The organism is Agrobacterium sp. 22-3639C2, assembly GCF_053522105.1.
Genome location: NZ_JBNWDB010000001.1, coordinates 1,238,734 through 1,255,450 on the forward strand (window position 1 = coordinate 1,238,734; position 16,717 = coordinate 1,255,450).

Below are 16,717 nucleotides of genomic sequence, written 5' to 3' on the forward strand. Positions count from 1 at the left end.
GACGCGCCGTGGCTGGAAACCGGCTCAAGGCCGGCATGACGGAGGAGAGGTTTAACTCGCCTACATAGATAAACGCGAACCGCAAACGAAAGGGCGGGAAACCATGCTTCCCGCCCTTCGAGCTCTCCTTACTCGGCAGCCGCTTCCGCCTCGTGGTCGGCGATGAAGCCGCCGGACTGGCGCCGCCATAGATCGGCATAGATACCTCCCATCGCCGCCAGTTCCGCATGGCTGCCCGATTCCACGATCTGGCCCTTGTCGAGGATGATGAGCCGGTCCATTTCGGTCAGCGTCGACAGACGGTGGGCGATCGCGATAACCGTCTTGCCTTCCATCAGCGAGAACAGGTTTTCCTGAATCGCCGCCTCGACTTCCGAGTCGAGCGCCGAGGTCGCTTCATCAAGCACCAGGATCGGCGCGTTCTTGAGGAACACGCGAGCAATGGCGATACGCTGACGCTGGCCACCGGACAGCTTTACACCGCGTTCGCCCACCTGGGCATCAAGGCCCTGGCGGCCATGCATATCGACAAGCGTTTCCACAAAGTCCCAGGCATTCGCCCGCTTTGCCGCCGCGATCACCTGCTCGTCGGTGGCCTCGGGATGGCCATAGGCGATGTTGTCGCGGATCGAACGGTGCAGCAGCGAAGTATCCTGCGTCACCACACCAATCAACTCGCGCAGGCTGTCCTGCGACACCTTGGAGATGTCCTGCCCGTCGATGGTGATCTTGCCCGCTTCCAGATCGTAGAAACGCAGAAGCAGGTTCATCAGCGTTGTCTTGCCCGCACCGGAACGCCCGACCAAACCGACCTTCTCGCCCGACTTGATATCCAGCGTCAGCCCGTCGATCACGCCCTTGTTCTTGCCGTAGTGGAAGCGGACGTTATCATAACGGATCGCGCCCTGCGGTGCCGCAAGCTGCGGCGCCTTCGGAGCATCGACGATATCGTGCGGCTTCGTCATCATCGACATGCCGTCATAGACGGTGCCGATGTTTTCGAACAGCGAGGTGACTTCCCACATGATCCATTGCGACATGCCGTTGACGCGCATGGCAAGGCTTATGGCAATGGCAACCGAGCCGGCCGTGACCGAACCCTGCATCCAGAAATAAAGACCGAGCGAGGCCGTGGAAAACAGCACGACCGCATTGTTGAGGTCGATCAGGATGTTGAAGCCGGAAATCTTGCGCATCTGGCGGTGAACGGTTCCGAGAAACACGTTCATCCCCTCACGCGCATATCTTTCCTCGCGGCCCGCATGCGAAAACAGCTTGATCGTCGAGATGTTTGTATAGCTGTCGACAATACGCCCCGTCATCATCGAGCGCGCATCTGCCTGCTCCTGCGCGAGCCGGCCGAGTTTCGGCACAAAATAGGTGAGGATACCCATATAGATGCCGAGCCACACCAGCAGCGGAATGACCAGCCGCCAGTCTGCGGCCGCAACCATGAACAGCATCGAGACGACGAAGCTGATAGCGTAGACGAACACGTCGATCACCTTCAGCGCCACTTCGCGGATCGCCAGTGCCGTCTGCATCACCTTGGTCGAAACCCGGCCTGCAAATTCGTTGGCGAAAAAGTTCATGGAGTGGCGCAGCAGGAAACGATGCATCTTCCAGCGCGCGATCATGCCGAAATTGCCGGCAAGCGTCTGGTGCATCGTCATGGTGTGGATAGCGCCCATCAGTGGCAGCAGGAAGAGCACCAGCCCAGCCATGACCATCAGATGCCAGCCCTCATCGGCAAAAAACGTCTCGCGATTGGCCGTGGAAAGCCAGTCAACGATGCTGCCGAGGAATTTGTAGAGCATGGCTTCCGCAACGGCGATGCCCATGGACATCAGGCCGAGCAGCAGGAGCCACGGCCATGCGGGCTGCACATAATGCCACACGAACGGCAAAAGCTTCTTCGGCGGCACAGACGGCGCCGAAGAGGGAAAAGGGTCAAGGCGTTTTTCAAACCAGCCAAACATAGGCCAAGCTCCGGCAAGCAATCGCCCCATCGTGAAACGTGAGCAAACGCAAATATGGCTCACGACGGAACAGAAAAGTATTGGATATGGCCGCAACAGCCACATGACGAGTCAAACTATGGGAAACGCGGTCGAACCGCGGGGGTAACACCTAGGCCAGCAGCAGCACTACTGGGGCCGGGAGGCGAATACGAATGTCATTTTGCATCAGAACCTCCCTAGCTGGTGTTGAAGATGTCGCCTTGTAGCGCAAAAATTAATCGTTGACCAGCCGCAAAGATGCCGAACGCGTCAGAAAAGCTCTCGATTGCGACCGATTCTGCCGAACGGGCGGAGAAGACCCGGCAAAGGTCTCCGCCCGTTGTAAGGCCTGGATACGCAGCTTACTCGGCGGCGTCCTGCGCCTGCCCGAGCGCCTTGATCTGCGCCAGAGTATCGGCAAGCGTGGCCGAGGTGTCGGAATAAAGATCATCGTCCTGCACCTGCAGATTGCCGACATGCAGGTCGGTCAAATGGACGAAATTCGCCCGTTCGGACATGATATCTTCCTGTTTTTGCTGCGCGGAACCCGGATCGAAACAACGCCGATCCGACGCAACCGGATATGCCGGATCGGCCTGACGGCACGATGGTTAATGGGTAGCCCGACTGTGTGTCACGCGAATGAATACGGCACTCTTCGAAACGGTCCTCTCGGGCTGCATCTGTCACAAACCCGCCGCCCGTGATAAGCGCTCCGGCATTCCAAACGCGGTGAGAAGACCATGAGCGATATCAGACCCGAAATCAGGATTGCCCTCTACCAGCCGGATATTCCCGGCAATACCGGCACGATCCTGCGGCTGGCGGCCTGTCTCGGCCTCGGCGTCGATATCATCGAGCCGGCCGGTTTCGATATTTCCGACCGCAACCTGAAAAGGGCAGGCATGGATTATATCGCAGCGGCGGCGCTGACGCGCCACGTCAGCTGGGACCGGTTTGAGGAGTGGCGCGCAACCACCGGCCGCCGCCTCGTTCTCGCCTCCACCAAGGCCGCCCTGCCCTATACGAAAATCGCCTATCGCCACGACGATATCCTGCTTTTCGGCCGTGAAAGTGCTGGTGTGCCGGACCACGTGCATGAGAAGGCGCAGGAGCGAATCATCATCCCGATGGTCGAGGGGCAGCGCTCCATCAACGTCGCAATGTCCGCCGCGATGATCACCGGCGAGGCTTTGCGCCAGACTGCATGGTCTTAAGCGCCTTTTTTAGCGCCATTTTTTCGTGCAAATACAAAAATTGACCGTTTTTGCTTCAAAACTGTCGCAACCCGGCCTGTACCGAAGGCGTTCAGGCTCCTATACTTATTAGCCGGACAACAAAAATCGCCCTCGCCGCAGCCATCCGCCGGCGGGTGTGAGGAGACGTCGCATGCAATCCACCATTGTCATCGTCAACCTTCTCGGCGCAGTCGCGCTGCTGCTCTTTGGTCTTGCCCAGGTCAAGGATGGGGTTACCCGTGCCTTCGGCATGAAACTGCGAAGTGTATTGGCGACGGGCACCCAGAGCGGCCCGCGTTCCTTCTTTTCCGGCTTTTTCGCCACTGTCGCGCTGCAAAGCTCGACGGCAACCGCGCTTACCGTCGCCTCCTTCGCAGAACGCGATCTCATCAAGCCGCGCATGGCGCAGGTCGTGCTGCTCGGCGCCAATGTCGGCACCGCCGTCACCGCCTGGATTGTCGCGGCCGGTGTGGAGTGGCTGTCGCCGCTGCTGATCCTCTCCGGTATCGTTCTCAAAAAGGGTAGCTCAAACGCCCGACAAGGTGGCGGAACCGCGGTCATCGGCATCGGCCTGATGCTTCTGTCATTGCATCTGTTGAGCGGCGCGACCGAACCGATGCGTGCCTCGCCAGCCCTTGGCGTCTTCATCGGTCTGCTTGATGGCGCATGGCCCGTCGCGCTGATCTTCTCCGCCGTGCTGGCCTTCGTCTCCTCCTCCAGCCTCGCTGTCGTGGTGCTTATCCTGTCGCTTGCTGCTACTGGCACGCTGTCCGCCGGTCTCATCATCGTTCTCATTCTCGGCGCCAATCTCGGCGGCGCCATTCCGCCGGTCATCGCCACGCTCTCCGGCCCGGCCTCGGCGCGGCGCATCACTATCGGCAACCTTGTGGTGCGCACCATCGGCTGCCTCATCGCCATGCCACTCGCATCCTATGGCGCAACGCTTTTGCAGCAATTGCCGCTTTCGCCCGCCAAATTGCCTGTTGATGCGCATCTCATCTTCAATGTCATTCTGGCAGCGGTTGCCTGGCCGTTCTCAGCCCTCATATCCGACCTGATGGCAAAGCTGGTGCCGGGCGATCCGAAAGCCGAAGATGGCCCGAATTTCCTCGATCAGCAGGCGCTGGATACGCCTGTTGTGGCGCTCGCCAATGCCACGCGTGAGGTCTTGAGCGTCGGCGATGCTATCGAGCGCATGCTGATCCGCGCCGAAAACGCCTTCAAGCATAATGATCTGGCACCCCTTCAGGAAGTGTCCCTGCTCGAAAAGAAGGTCGATCGCCGTCAGCAGGAGGTGAAGGTCTATCTTTCCCAACTGGGGCGCAAAGGGCTTGCAGACGACGAAGCGCGCCGTTCGATCGCCATCATCGATTACGCGATCAATCTCGAACATATCGGCGACATCATCGAAAAAGGCATTTGCGAGCAGATCCGCAAGAAGGTGCTGAACAGCTTCAAATTTTCCGACGACGGTTATGAGGAGCTGAAGACGCTGTTCGACATGACAATCGAAAATCTGCGGGCCGCCCAGAGCATTCTGGTGACCGGCGATTTCGATCTCGCCCGCCGGCTGATGGAAAGCAAGGTGGATATACGCCGCCTCGAAAAACAGTCGTCCAACCGCCATCTGGAGCGGCTGCGCGATGGGCTGACGGAAAGCATGCAGACGAGTTCACTGCATCTCGACATGCTGCGCGATCTGAAGCGCATAAACGCCCATATCGTCTCTGTTGCCCATCCCATTCTGGATGAAAGCGGCGTTTTGATCGAAAGCCGCCTGCGTTACGCCGAACCGCGTGCTTAAAGCTTAGTCTGCCGAAGGAAGCCGCCGCATGGTGAATTCGATGCGGTCGCCTTCCAGCTGCCGCCAGCTTTCCACTTCGGTCCAATAGGCGGCCTTCGGAAAACTGTCGAACCACTCGCGCGCCTTGGCACGGGCTTCTTCACGGTCGAGACAAAAGGTCTGCCGCACGAACATGCCGTTGCGCATCGGATCGCCGCCGTCACTTTCACGCGCCTTGCGGTGATTGGCGATCCTGCGCTTCAGCCCGTCCAGGGGCGGCGGTCCGGCAAATTTCGTCATGATATTCACCTCTGGCACCTACATCGCTAAAGATAGTGCCCGCATGTGAACTTGGCGAGTCGAATTTGTGCGCAAGGCCAGCACCTGCTAGATGCGACAGGGAATCGACTTCACCAAAGGAGAACATGCATGGAACGGCCATCTTTGCCGAAGGGCTTGCCCGAGGACATAGAAGACAAGAAGGCCGCCGCCCAGGCCTGGTTCCAGCATCTGCGCGACACCATCGTTGCCTCCTTCGAAACCCTTGAAGACGAGCTGAGCGGCCCGCTCGCCGATCAGGAACCGGGACGCTTCGTGCAGAAGGACTGGCTGCGCGACAATGGCGCGGGCGGCGGCGGCAAGATGTCGATGATGGAGGGCCGCGTCTTCGAAAAGGTCGGCGTCCACACCTCCACCGTCTATGGTGAGTTTTCGCCGGAATTCCGCCAGCAGATACCGGGTGCGGAAGAAGACCCCAGCTTCTGGGCCTCGGGCATTTCGCTGATCGCCCATCCGGTCAATCCCAATGTGCCGGCTGTTCATATGAATACCCGCATGGTCGTCACCACCAGCCACTGGTTCGGCGGCGGCGCGGACCTGACGCCCGTGCTTGGACGCCGGCGGACGGAACAGGATCCGGACACCCAGCTTTTCCACCGCGGCTTCGAGATCACCTGTAACCGCCATCCCGTGGCCGACTATCCGCGCTACAAGTCGTGGTGCGACGAGTACTTCTTCCTCAAGCACCGCAACGAGCCGCGCGGCACCGGCGGCATCTTTTTCGACTGGCTGCACCCGGAAGAGGAAAAGGGCGGCTGGGACGCCAATTTCGCCTTCGTGCAGGATGTTGGCCGCGCCTTCAACCTGGTCTACCCAAAAATCGTGCGATCCAATTTCAACCAGCCCTGGACGGAAGAGGACCGCGACGAGCAGCTCATTCGCCGTGGCCGCTATGTGGAATTCAACCTGCTTTACGACCGCGGCACGATCTTCGGCCTCAAGACCGGCGGCAATGTCGAATCGATTCTGTCTTCCCTGCCGCCCGTGGTCCGCTGGCCCTGAAATACTCACGTAAATTTGACGCCCGTCATGAATTTGGGCGCAAATCGCGCAAATTAGGACTTATGGAAAAATAAAGGCAATGATAATCTCCTGCGTGCAGACGTACTGGAGGAGCTATCGTCATGATTACTTCGAACAGCATGCCTATATCTGCTTCCGCTGAGGGAGCCTCGCATTCCATCGATACCCCTGATTTGATCGACCGCATGGCAGCGGAAATGCGTGCCACCGGCGATCGCGAACTGCCGCATTCCTTTTATGTCGAACAGGTAAAACGCACGCTTGCCGGAAAAGCGGTGACGCGGGCCGACAATGACGAAATGCCTCGTACAAAAATCCCGGCAGCCGGCACATCCTCTGTTTTCCAGTGCTGGGCGATGCCCGAATAGGGCCTGAACAGGGTCAGCGGAACGCCGCTCTGGAACATTAGCGGCGACCGTTCGTTTCTTGTCAGAGGGACAGCAGGCATTTGCAGGCTGTCCCTCTGTCTAAAACAGGGAGGCAAGACCATGAGACTGTTTGAATGTGGAACGCTCGTGCCCGGCTGTGCCTGGCACACCCGCGCGGATGACGACGCGGAAGTCGTGCGCCGCACCGTGGAACATATGCGATCGGCCCACGGCGAAACCATCATCCGCGAAAACATGATCGAAAACATCAAATCCCGCATCCGCGACGAGGCAAATGCGGCCTGAGCCGCAACGCCTCCGGCACTGCGATCTCAATTCTCCAGCATATCCTTCAGCCGGGCGGTCAGCGCTGCCCGGTCTAGCGAGAAATTGACGTCGATCCACTTTTCTTCGAGGCTTTTCAGCACCTCGCCTACCTTCGGACCGGACTCCACGCCCGCGGCCATCACATCAGCGCCGCTCAGCGGAAAGCCGGGCTTGTGGAACTTGTTCGCTCTCGTCAGCAGCGTCGAAAGTCGCGCGACTTTCTGCATCGCCGCCTCACCGCCCGAAAGGTCGGCGCGGGCCGAGGCAAGCGCCAGTTTCAGGCGCGTCTTCACACCGTCAACGCCCTGCCGGTAAAGCAGCCGGTCTAGCGCCGTCTCCTTCATCTCCGGATCGATCACCGGCGCGGAAGCCCAGTGGGCGAGATATGCAGCTTCAGCCTTCGACAGCCGCAGCCGCGCAGCAAGCGCCGTTAGCCTCTCCCTGTCGGGCGGCACTATGGCAGCAAGCCGCAGCATCGGGTCAACTGTCCAGCCAAGCGCCTGTTCGGTTGCCACCAGCCCGTGAATGGCGTCGATACCCCATTTTTCCGTTTCGGGAAGAATTTCCGCCAACACGCCGGATTGCCGCATCCACAGCAAGGCGCGGGAGGGATCGCGCGCGGAAAGCAGCTTTTTCAGCTCGCTCCACACCCGCTCGGCCGAGAGCGTCCCAAGCTTGTCCTTGGCCCGCGCACTGGCGCGCAAGCCATCGGCATCAGGACGACCGGAACCATAATGGGCAAAAAAGCGGAAGAACCTAAGAATCCGCAGATAATCTTCCGAAATCCGCATTGCCGCATCGCCGATGAAACGCACCGTGCCGGTTTCAATGTCGAGAAGGCCATCGATGAGGTCGATGATCTCGCCCTTCTCGTCAGCGTAAAGTGCGTTGATGGTGAGATCGCGCCGCTCGGCGTCGGTTTGCCAGTCTGTGCCAAAAGCGACCTGCGCATGGCGGCCATTGGTCTCGACATCGCGGCGCAGCGTCGTCACCTCGAAACCTTCGCCGTCGATCACCAGCGTCACCGTACCGTGTTCTATGCCGGTCGGTACCGCCTTGATGCCCACCGCCTTGGCGCGCTCAACCACCACATCGGGGGTAAGCGTCGTCGCCATATCGACATCGACGACCGGTTGTTCCATCAGCGCATTGCGCACGGCGCCGCCGACGATCCGCACCTCGCCGCCATCGGCGTTCAACAGCGCGAAGATGCGCTTCAGCGCCGGCTTTTCAAACCAGTCCCGCCCGGCAAGGCTGCTCATGAATAAAACCTCTCGTAAATCGTCCGCACGATGCCCGCCGTAATGCCCCAAATGTAGCGCTCGCCATAGGGCATTTCGTAGAAAAACCGCTCCTTCCCCTGAAAGATGCGGCTGCCGCGCCCGTGATTGGCTGGGTCCATCAGGAAAGACAGCGGCACCTCGAAAACCTCATCCACTTCCGTGGGATTGAGCGTCAGGTCAAAGCCGGGACGAACGACCGACAGCACCGGCTTGATGCGAAAACCGGTACCGGAAATATAATCCGGCAGACGCCCGACCGTTTCCACGAAAGATCGCGAGAGGCCGATCTCCTCTTCCGTCTCGCGCAGGGCCGCCTCTTCCGGTGTGCGGTCCCCGGCATCGATGCCACCGCCCGGAAAGGAAATCTGGCCGGAATGTTTGCGCAGGGTTGCGGTGCGCTGGGTGAAGATCACCCGCGCTTCGTTGCCGTCGTCGATGACAGGCACCAGCACGGCGGCGTCCTTCAGCCTTATGCCGTTTCCCGAAAGCACCACGCCCGGATTGAGCAGATGATCGCCATTCTCGCGTTCCGCCACGCCCTCGCCTTCCTCCAGCACCCGGCGGCGGAAATCGGCGGCGGTAAAAGTTTCAAGGCGGGTTGTCGTTATTGTCATTGCGAAAGCCGTTCCAGTTCTTTGGCGGGCATCACGGGAAAGACAACCCCGCCCGAGCGCACGGCAAACATCTCGACATCGTCCACATCGATCACCTCGCCGAGTGCCACGAGATCATACATCACCGCCCGCGAGACGAGCGCCTCCAGCCTGCCGCGCACCAGAATATAGGGTTTCAATTCGCGGTTTTCTCCGAAAATCGTAAAGCGTAGCGGATGCTCCGGCCCGGCCTCCACCACATCGCCGACATTGGTGCGGAAGGTCAGCAGCGGCCCGCCATCTTTCTCGCCCGCCGTCACCTTCATCTCGACGGCCACGAAAGGAGCATCCACCACGCGGATGCCGACTTTTTCCACAGGAGTTACAAGATAGGTCTTGCCGTCGTCATCCTTGCGCAGGACCGTGGAAAACAGCCGCACCAGCGGCGCCCGGCCAATGGGCGTACCCATATAGAACCAGGTGCCGTCTGCGCGGATTTCCATGTCGAGATCGCCGCAAAAGGGGGGATTCCAGCGCTCCACCGGCGCAGGTCCACGTTTGGCGTCGCCGGTCTGCTCGGCGGCGCGTGAAATCATCGCCGCCAGCCCTGCTGCATCGCTTGCCGAATTTATCGTCTCCGCTGCCATATTCGAGTCTCGCTTTGCCGATAAGGAAATACTAAGTCACGACATAGTCATTCGAATGGCGCTTGTCAGCGGCCAAGAGAGCAATAAGCTAGTTGCAGCGCGAAATCCGCTCCGGCCAATGGCCATCAAGATCGGAGCAGGAATGGGTCGGCGGCAAAGGTATGAGGAGAGCGACATGGGCGTGATGAATACCGGCGAAACCCTCGACGAAAAAGCCATCGTCGCCTCGGCCGAAAAGGCGCTTTCGGATATTGCCGCGATCCGCGCGGAGGTATCCAAGGTCATCTTCGGCCAGGAAAAAGTGGTTCAGAACACGCTTCTCGCAATACTCTCGGGCGGCCACGCGTTGCTCGTCGGCGTTCCCGGGCTTGCCAAGACCAAGCTCGTCACCACGCTCGGAACGGTTCTCGGGCTCGATGCCAACCGCATCCAGTTCACACCGGACCTCATGCCATCGGATATTCTCGGCTCCGAAGTCATGGATCAGGATGAAAACGGGCGGCGCTCCTTCCGCTTCATAAAAGGTCCGGTGTTTGCGCAATTGCTGATGGCGGATGAAATCAACCGCGCCAGCCCGCGCACGCAGTCCGCGCTGCTGCAGGCCATGCAGGAATATCACATCACCATGGCCGGCCAGCGCTACGACCTGCCGAAACCCTTCCACGTTCTCGCAACCCAGAACCCGCTGGAACAGGAGGGCACCTATCCACTGCCTGAAGCGCAGCTCGACCGCTTCCTGCTGCAGGTGGATGTCGGCTATCCCGAGCTTGCCGCCGAACGCCAGATATTGCTCGACACGACAGGCACCGCATCGGGCGAGGCACGCAAGGTTATCGACGCCGAACGCATGATGGAAATCCAGGCCCTCATCCGCCAGATGCCGGTCAGCGACAAGGTGGTGGACGCGATTCTTTCGCTTGTCCGCTCTGCCCGCCCCGGCCACGGCAACAAATTGACCGACAAACACGTTGTTTGGGGCCCGGGTCCCCGCGCCGGCCAGTCCCTGATGCTGACGGCACGCGCCCGTGCGCTTTACGAAGGCAGGCTCGCGCCGTCGCTGGACGATGTCTATGCGCTGGCCGAACCGGTGCTGGAGCACCGCATGGCGCTGACATTCGCCGCCCGCGCCGAAGGCATGTCGGTGCGCGATGTCATCGCAGCCCTTGTGGAGCAGGCGAAGAACTAAGGCATCGGACCGAAAAGTGTGACGCTGTTTTCGGAAAATCCGATGCTCGACAAAAACTCGGAGCGGCCCGCCGCTCTGACATCTGCCTAAGCTTTCTCGAAAGGAGTGCCTGTGGCATCCATCGGCCAGATCGTAGATAAGACACCGGGTAGCGAAGTCCTGGCGCGCGCGCGCCAGCGTGCCGCACTGGTGCCGGACTGCATGGTCGAAGCCAAGCGCATCGCCAACACCGTCACCGCCGGCTGGCACGGCCGCCGCAAGCGCGGCATTGGCGAGAATTTCTGGCAGTTCCGCCCCTATGCCGAAGGCGAGAGCCTGTCGCGCATCGACTGGCGACGCTCGGCCCGCGACGACCACACCTATGTGCGCGATCGGGAATGGGAAGCTGCCCACACCATCTGGCTGTGGGCCGACATGTCGCCGTCGATGATGTTCAAATCCACCCTCGGCTCCGTTTCCAAGGAAAGCCGCGCATTGGTGCTGATGCTGGCGCTGGCGGAAATCCTTGCGCGCTCGGGCGAGCGCATAGGTTGTCCCGGTATCATGGAGCCCATCTCGGCCAGAAACGCCGCCGAACGTCTGGCTGCCGCCATCATGCACGCGCCGCTCACCACAGGCATGCCGGAAACGGGCATGATCCGCGGTGCAAGCGACATCGTCCTCATAGGCGATTTTCTCGACGATGCGAAAAACGTTATGGAGCGGATTTCGCCACTCGCGCGGCGCGGCTTGCGCGGCCATGTGGTGGAAATCGCCGATCCGGCCGAAGAAACCTTCCCCTATTCGGGCCGCACCGAATTTACCGACCCGGAAACCGGTGAAAAACTCGTCTCCGGCCGCGCGGAAACCATTCGCGAGGATTATACCCGCGCCTATCTCGCCCGCCGCGAAGCGCTGTCTTCGTCGCTGCGCCGTCTAGGCTGGAATTTCGTGTTTCACCGCACCGATCATCTCGCCTCCGAGGCGCTTGTGGCTGTTCACATGTATTTGTCCGGTGCGCCCGCGCAAGGCGGTGGCAACCGATGAGCGCATTGCCCTTCGTCTTCACCAGCCCCTATATTCTCTTCGGCCTTCTGGCGCTTCCAGCCATCTGGTGGCTGCTGCGGCTCACCCCGCCGCGCCCCAAGGCAGAGGTTTTTCCGCCGCTGAAAATTCTGGCCACCGTGCTGAAGCGCGAAGAAACGCCCTCGAAAAGCCCGTGGTGGCTGACATTGCTGCGCATCGCGCTCGCCGCCGCCGTGATTTTCGCGCTGGCCGATCCGGTGGTGAACCCCCGCAACAACAGCATTGCCGGCACTGGTCCCCTGGTGCTTGTGGTCGATAATAGCTGGGCCTCCGCAACTGATTGGCAGAGACGCGTCGACACCGCTCAGGCCCTGATCGGCGATGCGGAAAGGGCTGATCGCCCCGTTTCCATCAGCTTCACCGCAGATGCCGAACACGACGCCGTGCCAGCCACAACGGCGGTGGCGCTGGACAAGCTCGCCGCCGCCAAGCCGAAGCCGCTTGCGCCGGACCGCGTGCGCACAGCGGAAGCCATTACCGAAGCGCTGAACGGCACCTCCCCCGGCACGCTCGCCTATATTGCCGACGGCGTTGCCACCGCGCAGGATGAAAGCGCACTCAAAACGCTGGCCAGCCTCTCAGCTGCCGAGTTCCGCATCGTCACGGGTGATGGGAAATCCATCGCCGCCATTACCGGCGCCGCCAACAATGCCGATGCAATGAGCGTCACGCTATCGCGGCTCGACACGGCCTCCCCCAGCCGGTTGACCGTCAATGCGCAGGACAGCCAGGGCCGCATCCTTGCCACTGGCACCGCCAGTTTCGCCCCCGGCGAAGCGGAAACGACGGCGACGGTGGAAGCGCCTTTCGAATTGCGCAACGACTTCGCCCGCCTCTCCATCGAGGCAGTCTCGACGGCGGGCGCGGTGCATCTTCTGGATGACGGTTTCCGCCGCCGCCGCGTGGCGCTGCTGGCCGGTGAAACCGGAAATGATTTCCAGCCGCTGCTGCAGCCGCTTTATTACATCAGCCGCGCCCTTCAGCCTTTTGTCGATCTCATCCCGCAACGACAGGCAGATCTTGCGCAGGCAATCCCGGAAATCCTGCAATCCAATCCTTCCGTCATCGTCATGGCCGATATCGGACGTCTGCCGCAGGAGACCTATGAGCCGATGCAGCGCTGGCTTGCCGCCGGCGGCACGCTGATCCGTTTTGCCGGACCGCGCCTTGCCGCAGCCCCCACCAATGATCCGCTGGTGCCGGTGACGTTGCGGCAGGGTGAACGCGCACTTGGCGGCGCGCTCTCATGGGCCGAGCCACAGCCGCTTGCCGATTTCCCGAATTTCGGCGCCTTTGCCGGAATGCCGAAGGCTGATGGCGTGCTCGTAAAACGGCAGGTTCTGGCCGAACCGACACCGGACCTCGCCGAGCGCACCTGGGCGAGCCTTGCCGACGGCACGCCACTCGTCACCACCCGCAATGTCGAGGCGGGCCGCATCGTGCTGTTCCATGTCAGCGCCGAGGCAAGCTGGTCCGACCTGCCGATATCAGGCCACTTCGTCGATATGTTGCGCCGTATCGTGCAATTGTCCAAGGCAGGCGGTGCTTCCACCTCCGCGAATGCCCCGGCCGCAGCATTACCGCCCTTCCGGCTACTGACGGCCGAAGGTGCTTTGTCAGCCGATGTCGGCTCCGCCCGGCCGTTGGAAATGCGCCCCGGTCAGGCTCCCCGCACCGGTTTCGACAATCCCCCCGGCCTTTACGGCACAGAGGATGGTTTCGTGGCTCTCAATCTTCTACCGGCTGGCGCCACGCTTCGCCCGCTCGATACCTCGCTCGCCGGTGTCAACACCACTAGCGAAGCACTGATCGGCGAAACGGCGAAATCGCTGCGCCCGGCCTTGTTCATCGCCGCCTTCCTGATGTTGATTGCCGACAGTCTCATCGTGCTCTTTATGAACGGCGCCTTCGCACGCTTGCCGAAAGCCCGCAGCGCCACAGCTGCCACCGTGCTGCTGGCCATTGGCGCCTTCGCCGCGATGTCCCCGAGCGATGCGCGCGCCGACGACCCCAAACCCGGTGACGAGCAGATTTTCGAGCGGCTGGACACGACGCATCTCGCTTATGTCCGCACCGGCGAGGACGATGTCGACCGCATTTCCGAACAGGGTTTGCAGGGATTGAGCGAATTCCTGACCTGGCGCACGACGCTGGAGCCCGGCCAGCCGGTCGGCCTCGATATATCCAAGGACGAATTATCCTTTTACCCGATCATCTACTGGCCGGTGTCGGCCTCCGCCCCCATGCCGTCGAGCGCTGCCATATCGCGTATCGATGCCTATATGCGCGCCGGTGGCACCGTTCTGTTCGACACGCGCGATCAGTTTTCGTCGCTCGACACTGGCGCGACCAGCCCCAATGGCGAACGTTTGCAGGCGATCCTCGCCAATATCGATATTCCGCCGCTGGAGCCCGTGCCGGAAGACCACGTCCTGACGCGGTCTTTCTACCTGCTCACCAATTTCCCCGGCCGTTACAACGGCTCGCCGCTCTGGGTGGAATCGCGCCAGGGGGCGGCAAAGACTACCTCCGGCCTCTCTTCCTCCGGCGATGGCGTAACGCCGATCATGATAACAGGCAATGATTTTGCCGGCGCATGGGCCGTCGATGCGCAGGGCGCACCGGTGCTGCCCACTGTGCCGCCGGACGAGTTGCAGCGCGAACATGCGTTTCGCTCTGGCGTCAACATCATGATGTATATGCTGACCGGCAACTACAAGGCCGATCAGGTACACGTTCCCGCACTTCTCGAACGGTTGGGGCAGTGACATGACATTGACATTCGCCCCCTTCCTGCCGTGGATCGTGATTGCCGTTCTGGCCGTCGCCGCCCTTCTTCTCTCCTTCATCGGCCTGTGGCGCGGCGTGCGCGGCGCATGGCTGCGCGGGCTGGCGCTTGTCGCCCTGCTTGCCGCCATCGCCAATCCGCTTTTGACCCAGGAGGAACGCGAGCCTCTCTCCACAATCGTCCCCGTTATCGTCGATCGATCGCAGAGCCAGGACGTGCAGGACCGACCGCAGATGACGGATACGGCGCTTGCCGCGCTGAAAGACCGGCTGTCGCGCTTCCCGCGCATCGAACCGCGCATCGTGGAAGTGCGTGATGATGGTGAGAGCGATTCACCTTCGACGCAGCTTTTCTCGGCCCTCTCCTCCGCCGTCTCCGATGTTTCGCCCTCCCGCGTCGGCGGTGCGATTTTCCTCAGCGATGGCCAGATCCACGATATTCCGAATGCTCTGCCCAATGCCGAACAGGCGCTTGGTTTCCGCGCTCCCCTCCACGGGCTGATCACCGGCAAGGCCGATGAATTCGACCGCCGTATCGAGATTGTCCGCGCGCCCCGCTTTGGCATCGTCAACGAGGAACAGCAACTGACGCTGCGCGTCTTCGATGATGGCCGTGCAGCCGCAGGCGGTGGTTCGGCGGAAGTAACCGTGAAGATGAACGGCGAAGAAATCGCCACCTTGCAGGCCACACCCGGCCAGCCGACACCCTTTACTTTCAAGGTTCCGCGCGGCGGCAACAATGTCATGGAATTTTCCGTCGCCGAGCTTCCCGGCGAAGTGACGGCCGCGAACAACCGTGCGGTTCACCTGATAGAAGGCATCCGCCAGAACCTTCGCGTGCTGCTGGTCTCCGGCGAGCCGCATGCGGGCGAGCGCGCCTGGCGCAACCTCCTGAAATCCGACGCCTCGGTTGATCTGGTGCATTTCACCATTCTGCGCCCGCCGGAAAAACAGGACGGCACGCCGATCAACGAGCTGTCGCTGATCGCCTTCCCCACACGCGAATTGTTCGTGGAAAAGATCGAGGATTTCGACCTCATTATCTTTGACCGCTACCAGCATCGCGGCGTGCTGCCGATCCTCTATTACGATTACATCGCGCAATATGTCGAAAAGGGCGGCGCGCTATTGATCGCAGCCGGCCCGGAACATGCCGGTCAGGATTCGATCGCCATGACGCCGCTTGCATCCGTGCTGCCGGCCCAGCCGACAGGCCAGGTGCATCAGTCCGCCTTTTATCCCCGCCTCTCGGAAGCGGGCAAGAAACACCCCGTTACCCGTGGGCTGGAAGGGTCGGGCGATGAGCCGCCGCACTGGGGCCGCTGGTTCCGCACCGTCAGCGTCGAGCCGCCGCAGGGCCAGACCGTGATGCTGGGTGACGGGCAGGACCCGCTGCTGGTGCTGAACCGCCAGGGTGAAGGCCGTGTCGCCATGCTGCTTTCCGATCAGGGCTGGCTTTGGGCGCGTGGCTACGAAGGCGGCGGCCCGCATGTGGCACTTTACCGGCGCATCGCCCACTGGCTGATGAAGGAACCGGAGCTTGAGGAAGAGGCGCTGACGGCGCGCGCCAACGGCCGCACATTGCAAATTACCCGCCAGACCATCGGCGACGACCCCGGTCAGGCAAGCGTGCATTTCCCCTCGGGCAAAACCGAAAACATGGCCTTCAACAATACCGAGCCCGGTCTCTACAAGATCGAGCGTCGCATGGACGAGACCGGCCTGTTCGAAATCAAGAACGGCGATTTCACTACGCTCGTCCATGTCGGCGCGGTGGATGCGCCGGAATTCAAGGCAATGATTTCGACAACCGAAACGCTGAAGCCGCTTGCCGACGCCACCAAGGGCAGCGTGCACCGTGTCGCCGACAATTCGGGCCGCGTGGCACTGCCCGATATCCTGCCTGTCAGGGGTAATATCAGGGTTGCCGATGAGGATCGCATGCTGATACGCATGACCGACGAGACTGTGCTGAAAGGTGTCAACACCCTACCGCTGTTTGCCGGTTTTGCCGGGCTTGCCGCCCTGCTCCTTGCTTTCTCCGCGCTCTGGTGGCGTGAGGGCCGGTAGGAACTTTC

General features: G+C 61.1%; 15 protein-coding genes. 9 read left to right on the top strand and 6 right to left on the bottom strand.

From position 1 onward, the window contains the following. Positions 1-128: 128 nt before the first annotated feature. Together ACQZ6D_RS06250 and ACQZ6D_RS06255 are read right to left on the bottom strand one after the other, a co-directional pair. The gene (locus tag ACQZ6D_RS06250) at positions 129-1,979 is read right to left on the bottom strand and encodes an ABC transporter ATP-binding protein (RefSeq protein ID WP_065702305.1); all 1,851 of its coding nucleotides are present in this window, start codon (positions 1,977-1,979) and stop codon (positions 129-131) included. A 383-nt stretch (positions 1,980-2,362) separates the two neighbouring features. Then, positions 2,363-2,518, bottom strand: coding sequence for a hypothetical protein (locus tag ACQZ6D_RS06255; RefSeq protein ID WP_162995199.1), 156 nt, complete (start codon positions 2,516-2,518; stop codon positions 2,363-2,365). Positions 2,519-2,743: 225 nt separating this feature from the next. On the opposite strand from ACQZ6D_RS06255, the gene ACQZ6D_RS06260 reads away from it, so the two are divergent. After that, positions 2,744-3,217 (top strand): tRNA (cytidine(34)-2'-O)-methyltransferase, encoded by a 474-nt coding sequence (locus ACQZ6D_RS06260; RefSeq protein WP_003513525.1) that lies wholly within the window; start codon positions 2,744-2,746, stop codon positions 3,215-3,217. Positions 3,218-3,389: 172 nt separating this feature from the next. Further along, a complete protein-coding gene (locus ACQZ6D_RS06265) occupies positions 3,390-5,042 on the top strand; it encodes a Na/Pi cotransporter family protein (RefSeq protein ID WP_065662220.1) in 1,653 nt (550 codons plus the stop codon). A 3-nt stretch (positions 5,043-5,045) separates the two neighbouring features. On the opposite strand, the gene ACQZ6D_RS06270 is transcribed toward ACQZ6D_RS06265, so the two are convergent. Beyond that, positions 5,046-5,321, bottom strand: a complete 276-nt coding sequence (locus tag ACQZ6D_RS06270; protein ID WP_013636608.1) for a hypothetical protein — start codon at positions 5,319-5,321, stop codon at positions 5,046-5,048. 129 nt (positions 5,322-5,450) lie between these two features. Between ACQZ6D_RS06270 and hemF the strand changes: the two genes are divergently transcribed. The 3 genes from hemF (at position 5,451) to ACQZ6D_RS06285 (ending at position 7,057) form a co-directional block, all read left to right on the top strand. Further along, the gene (gene hemF / locus ACQZ6D_RS06275; RefSeq protein WP_111803779.1) at positions 5,451-6,362 is read left to right on the top strand and encodes an oxygen-dependent coproporphyrinogen oxidase; all 912 of its coding nucleotides are present in this window, start codon (positions 5,451-5,453) and stop codon (positions 6,360-6,362) included. 122 nt (positions 6,363-6,484) lie between these two features. After that, a complete protein-coding gene (locus ACQZ6D_RS06280; RefSeq protein ID WP_003513532.1) occupies positions 6,485-6,751 on the top strand; it encodes a hypothetical protein in 267 nt (88 codons plus the stop codon). Between the two features lie 120 nt (positions 6,752-6,871). Next, positions 6,872-7,057 carry a DUF1059 domain-containing protein gene (locus ACQZ6D_RS06285; protein ID WP_003513537.1) on the top strand — a complete coding sequence of 62 codons (186 nt, stop codon included), beginning with the start codon at positions 6,872-6,874 and terminating at the stop codon, positions 7,055-7,057. Between the two features lie 26 nt (positions 7,058-7,083). On the opposite strand, the gene ACQZ6D_RS06290 is transcribed toward ACQZ6D_RS06285, so the two are convergent. Genes ACQZ6D_RS06290 through ACQZ6D_RS06300 form a run of 3 tightly spaced genes read right to left on the bottom strand, consistent with a single transcriptional unit; the run spans position 7,084 to position 9,601 of the window. Then, positions 7,084-8,340, bottom strand: coding sequence for a CCA tRNA nucleotidyltransferase (locus ACQZ6D_RS06290; RefSeq protein ID WP_065702303.1), 1,257 nt, complete (start codon positions 8,338-8,340; stop codon positions 7,084-7,086). Further along, positions 8,337-8,975 carry an NUDIX hydrolase gene (locus tag ACQZ6D_RS06295; protein ID WP_065702302.1) on the bottom strand — a complete coding sequence of 213 codons (639 nt, stop codon included), beginning with the start codon at positions 8,973-8,975 and terminating at the stop codon, positions 8,337-8,339. Before ACQZ6D_RS06295 ends, ACQZ6D_RS06290 begins: the two co-directional genes overlap by 4 nt. Further along, a complete protein-coding gene (locus ACQZ6D_RS06300) occupies positions 8,972-9,601 on the bottom strand; it encodes a DUF1285 domain-containing protein (protein ID WP_065702301.1) in 630 nt (209 codons plus the stop codon). The genes ACQZ6D_RS06295 and ACQZ6D_RS06300 overlap by 4 nt, the downstream gene beginning before the upstream one ends. A gap of 175 nt (positions 9,602-9,776) precedes the next feature. On the opposite strand from ACQZ6D_RS06300, the gene ACQZ6D_RS06305 reads away from it, so the two are divergent. The 4 genes from ACQZ6D_RS06305 (at position 9,777) to ACQZ6D_RS06320 (ending at position 16,709) form a co-directional block, all read left to right on the top strand. Then, positions 9,777-10,787: an AAA family ATPase gene (locus ACQZ6D_RS06305; protein ID WP_003513541.1), complete on the top strand. Its 1,011-nt coding sequence runs from the start codon at positions 9,777-9,779 to the stop codon at positions 10,785-10,787. 111 nt (positions 10,788-10,898) lie between these two features. Next, positions 10,899-11,813, top strand: coding sequence for a DUF58 domain-containing protein (locus ACQZ6D_RS06310; RefSeq protein ID WP_003513542.1), 915 nt, complete (start codon positions 10,899-10,901; stop codon positions 11,811-11,813). After that, positions 11,810-14,620 (top strand): DUF4159 domain-containing protein, encoded by a 2,811-nt coding sequence (locus ACQZ6D_RS06315; protein ID WP_448729737.1) that lies wholly within the window; start codon positions 11,810-11,812, stop codon positions 14,618-14,620. Before ACQZ6D_RS06310 ends, ACQZ6D_RS06315 begins: the two co-directional genes overlap by 4 nt. 1 nt (position 14,621) lies before the next feature. After that, positions 14,622-16,709 carry a membrane protein gene (locus ACQZ6D_RS06320; RefSeq protein ID WP_019565198.1) on the top strand — a complete coding sequence of 696 codons (2,088 nt, stop codon included), beginning with the start codon at positions 14,622-14,624 and terminating at the stop codon, positions 16,707-16,709. Positions 16,710-16,717: the final 8 nt, after the last annotated feature.

What these genes read in the sequence shown, in the direction of transcription:
- hemF (WP_111803779.1), top strand. Translation starts at nt 5,451, where the DNA reads ATGGAACGGCCATCTTTGCCGAAGGGCTTGCCCGAGGACATAGAAGAC.
- ACQZ6D_RS06300 (WP_065702301.1), bottom strand. Translation starts at nt 9,601, where the DNA reads ATGGCAGCGGAGACGATAAATTCGGCAAGCGATGCAGCAGGGCTGGCG.
- ACQZ6D_RS06270 (WP_013636608.1), bottom strand. Translation starts at nt 5,321, where the DNA reads ATGACGAAATTTGCCGGACCGCCGCCCCTGGACGGGCTGAAGCGCAGG.
- ACQZ6D_RS06285 (WP_003513537.1), top strand. Translation starts at nt 6,872, where the DNA reads ATGAGACTGTTTGAATGTGGAACGCTCGTGCCCGGCTGTGCCTGGCAC.
- ACQZ6D_RS06265 (WP_065662220.1), top strand. Translation starts at nt 3,390, where the DNA reads ATGCAATCCACCATTGTCATCGTCAACCTTCTCGGCGCAGTCGCGCTG.
- ACQZ6D_RS06280 (WP_003513532.1), top strand. Translation starts at nt 6,485, where the DNA reads ATGATTACTTCGAACAGCATGCCTATATCTGCTTCCGCTGAGGGAGCC.
- ACQZ6D_RS06255 (WP_162995199.1), bottom strand. Translation starts at nt 2,518, where the DNA reads ATGTCCGAACGGGCGAATTTCGTCCATTTGACCGACCTGCATGTCGGC.
- ACQZ6D_RS06295 (WP_065702302.1), bottom strand. Translation starts at nt 8,975, where the DNA reads ATGACAATAACGACAACCCGCCTTGAAACTTTTACCGCCGCCGATTTC.
- ACQZ6D_RS06315 (WP_448729737.1), top strand. Translation starts at nt 11,810, where the DNA reads ATGAGCGCATTGCCCTTCGTCTTCACCAGCCCCTATATTCTCTTCGGC.
- ACQZ6D_RS06260 (WP_003513525.1), top strand. Translation starts at nt 2,744, where the DNA reads ATGAGCGATATCAGACCCGAAATCAGGATTGCCCTCTACCAGCCGGAT.
- ACQZ6D_RS06250 (WP_065702305.1), bottom strand. Translation starts at nt 1,979, where the DNA reads ATGTTTGGCTGGTTTGAAAAACGCCTTGACCCTTTTCCCTCTTCGGCG.
- ACQZ6D_RS06305 (WP_003513541.1), top strand. Translation starts at nt 9,777, where the DNA reads ATGGGCGTGATGAATACCGGCGAAACCCTCGACGAAAAAGCCATCGTC.
- ACQZ6D_RS06290 (WP_065702303.1), bottom strand. Translation starts at nt 8,340, where the DNA reads ATGAGCAGCCTTGCCGGGCGGGACTGGTTTGAAAAGCCGGCGCTGAAG.
- ACQZ6D_RS06320 (WP_019565198.1), top strand. Translation starts at nt 14,622, where the DNA reads ATGACATTGACATTCGCCCCCTTCCTGCCGTGGATCGTGATTGCCGTT.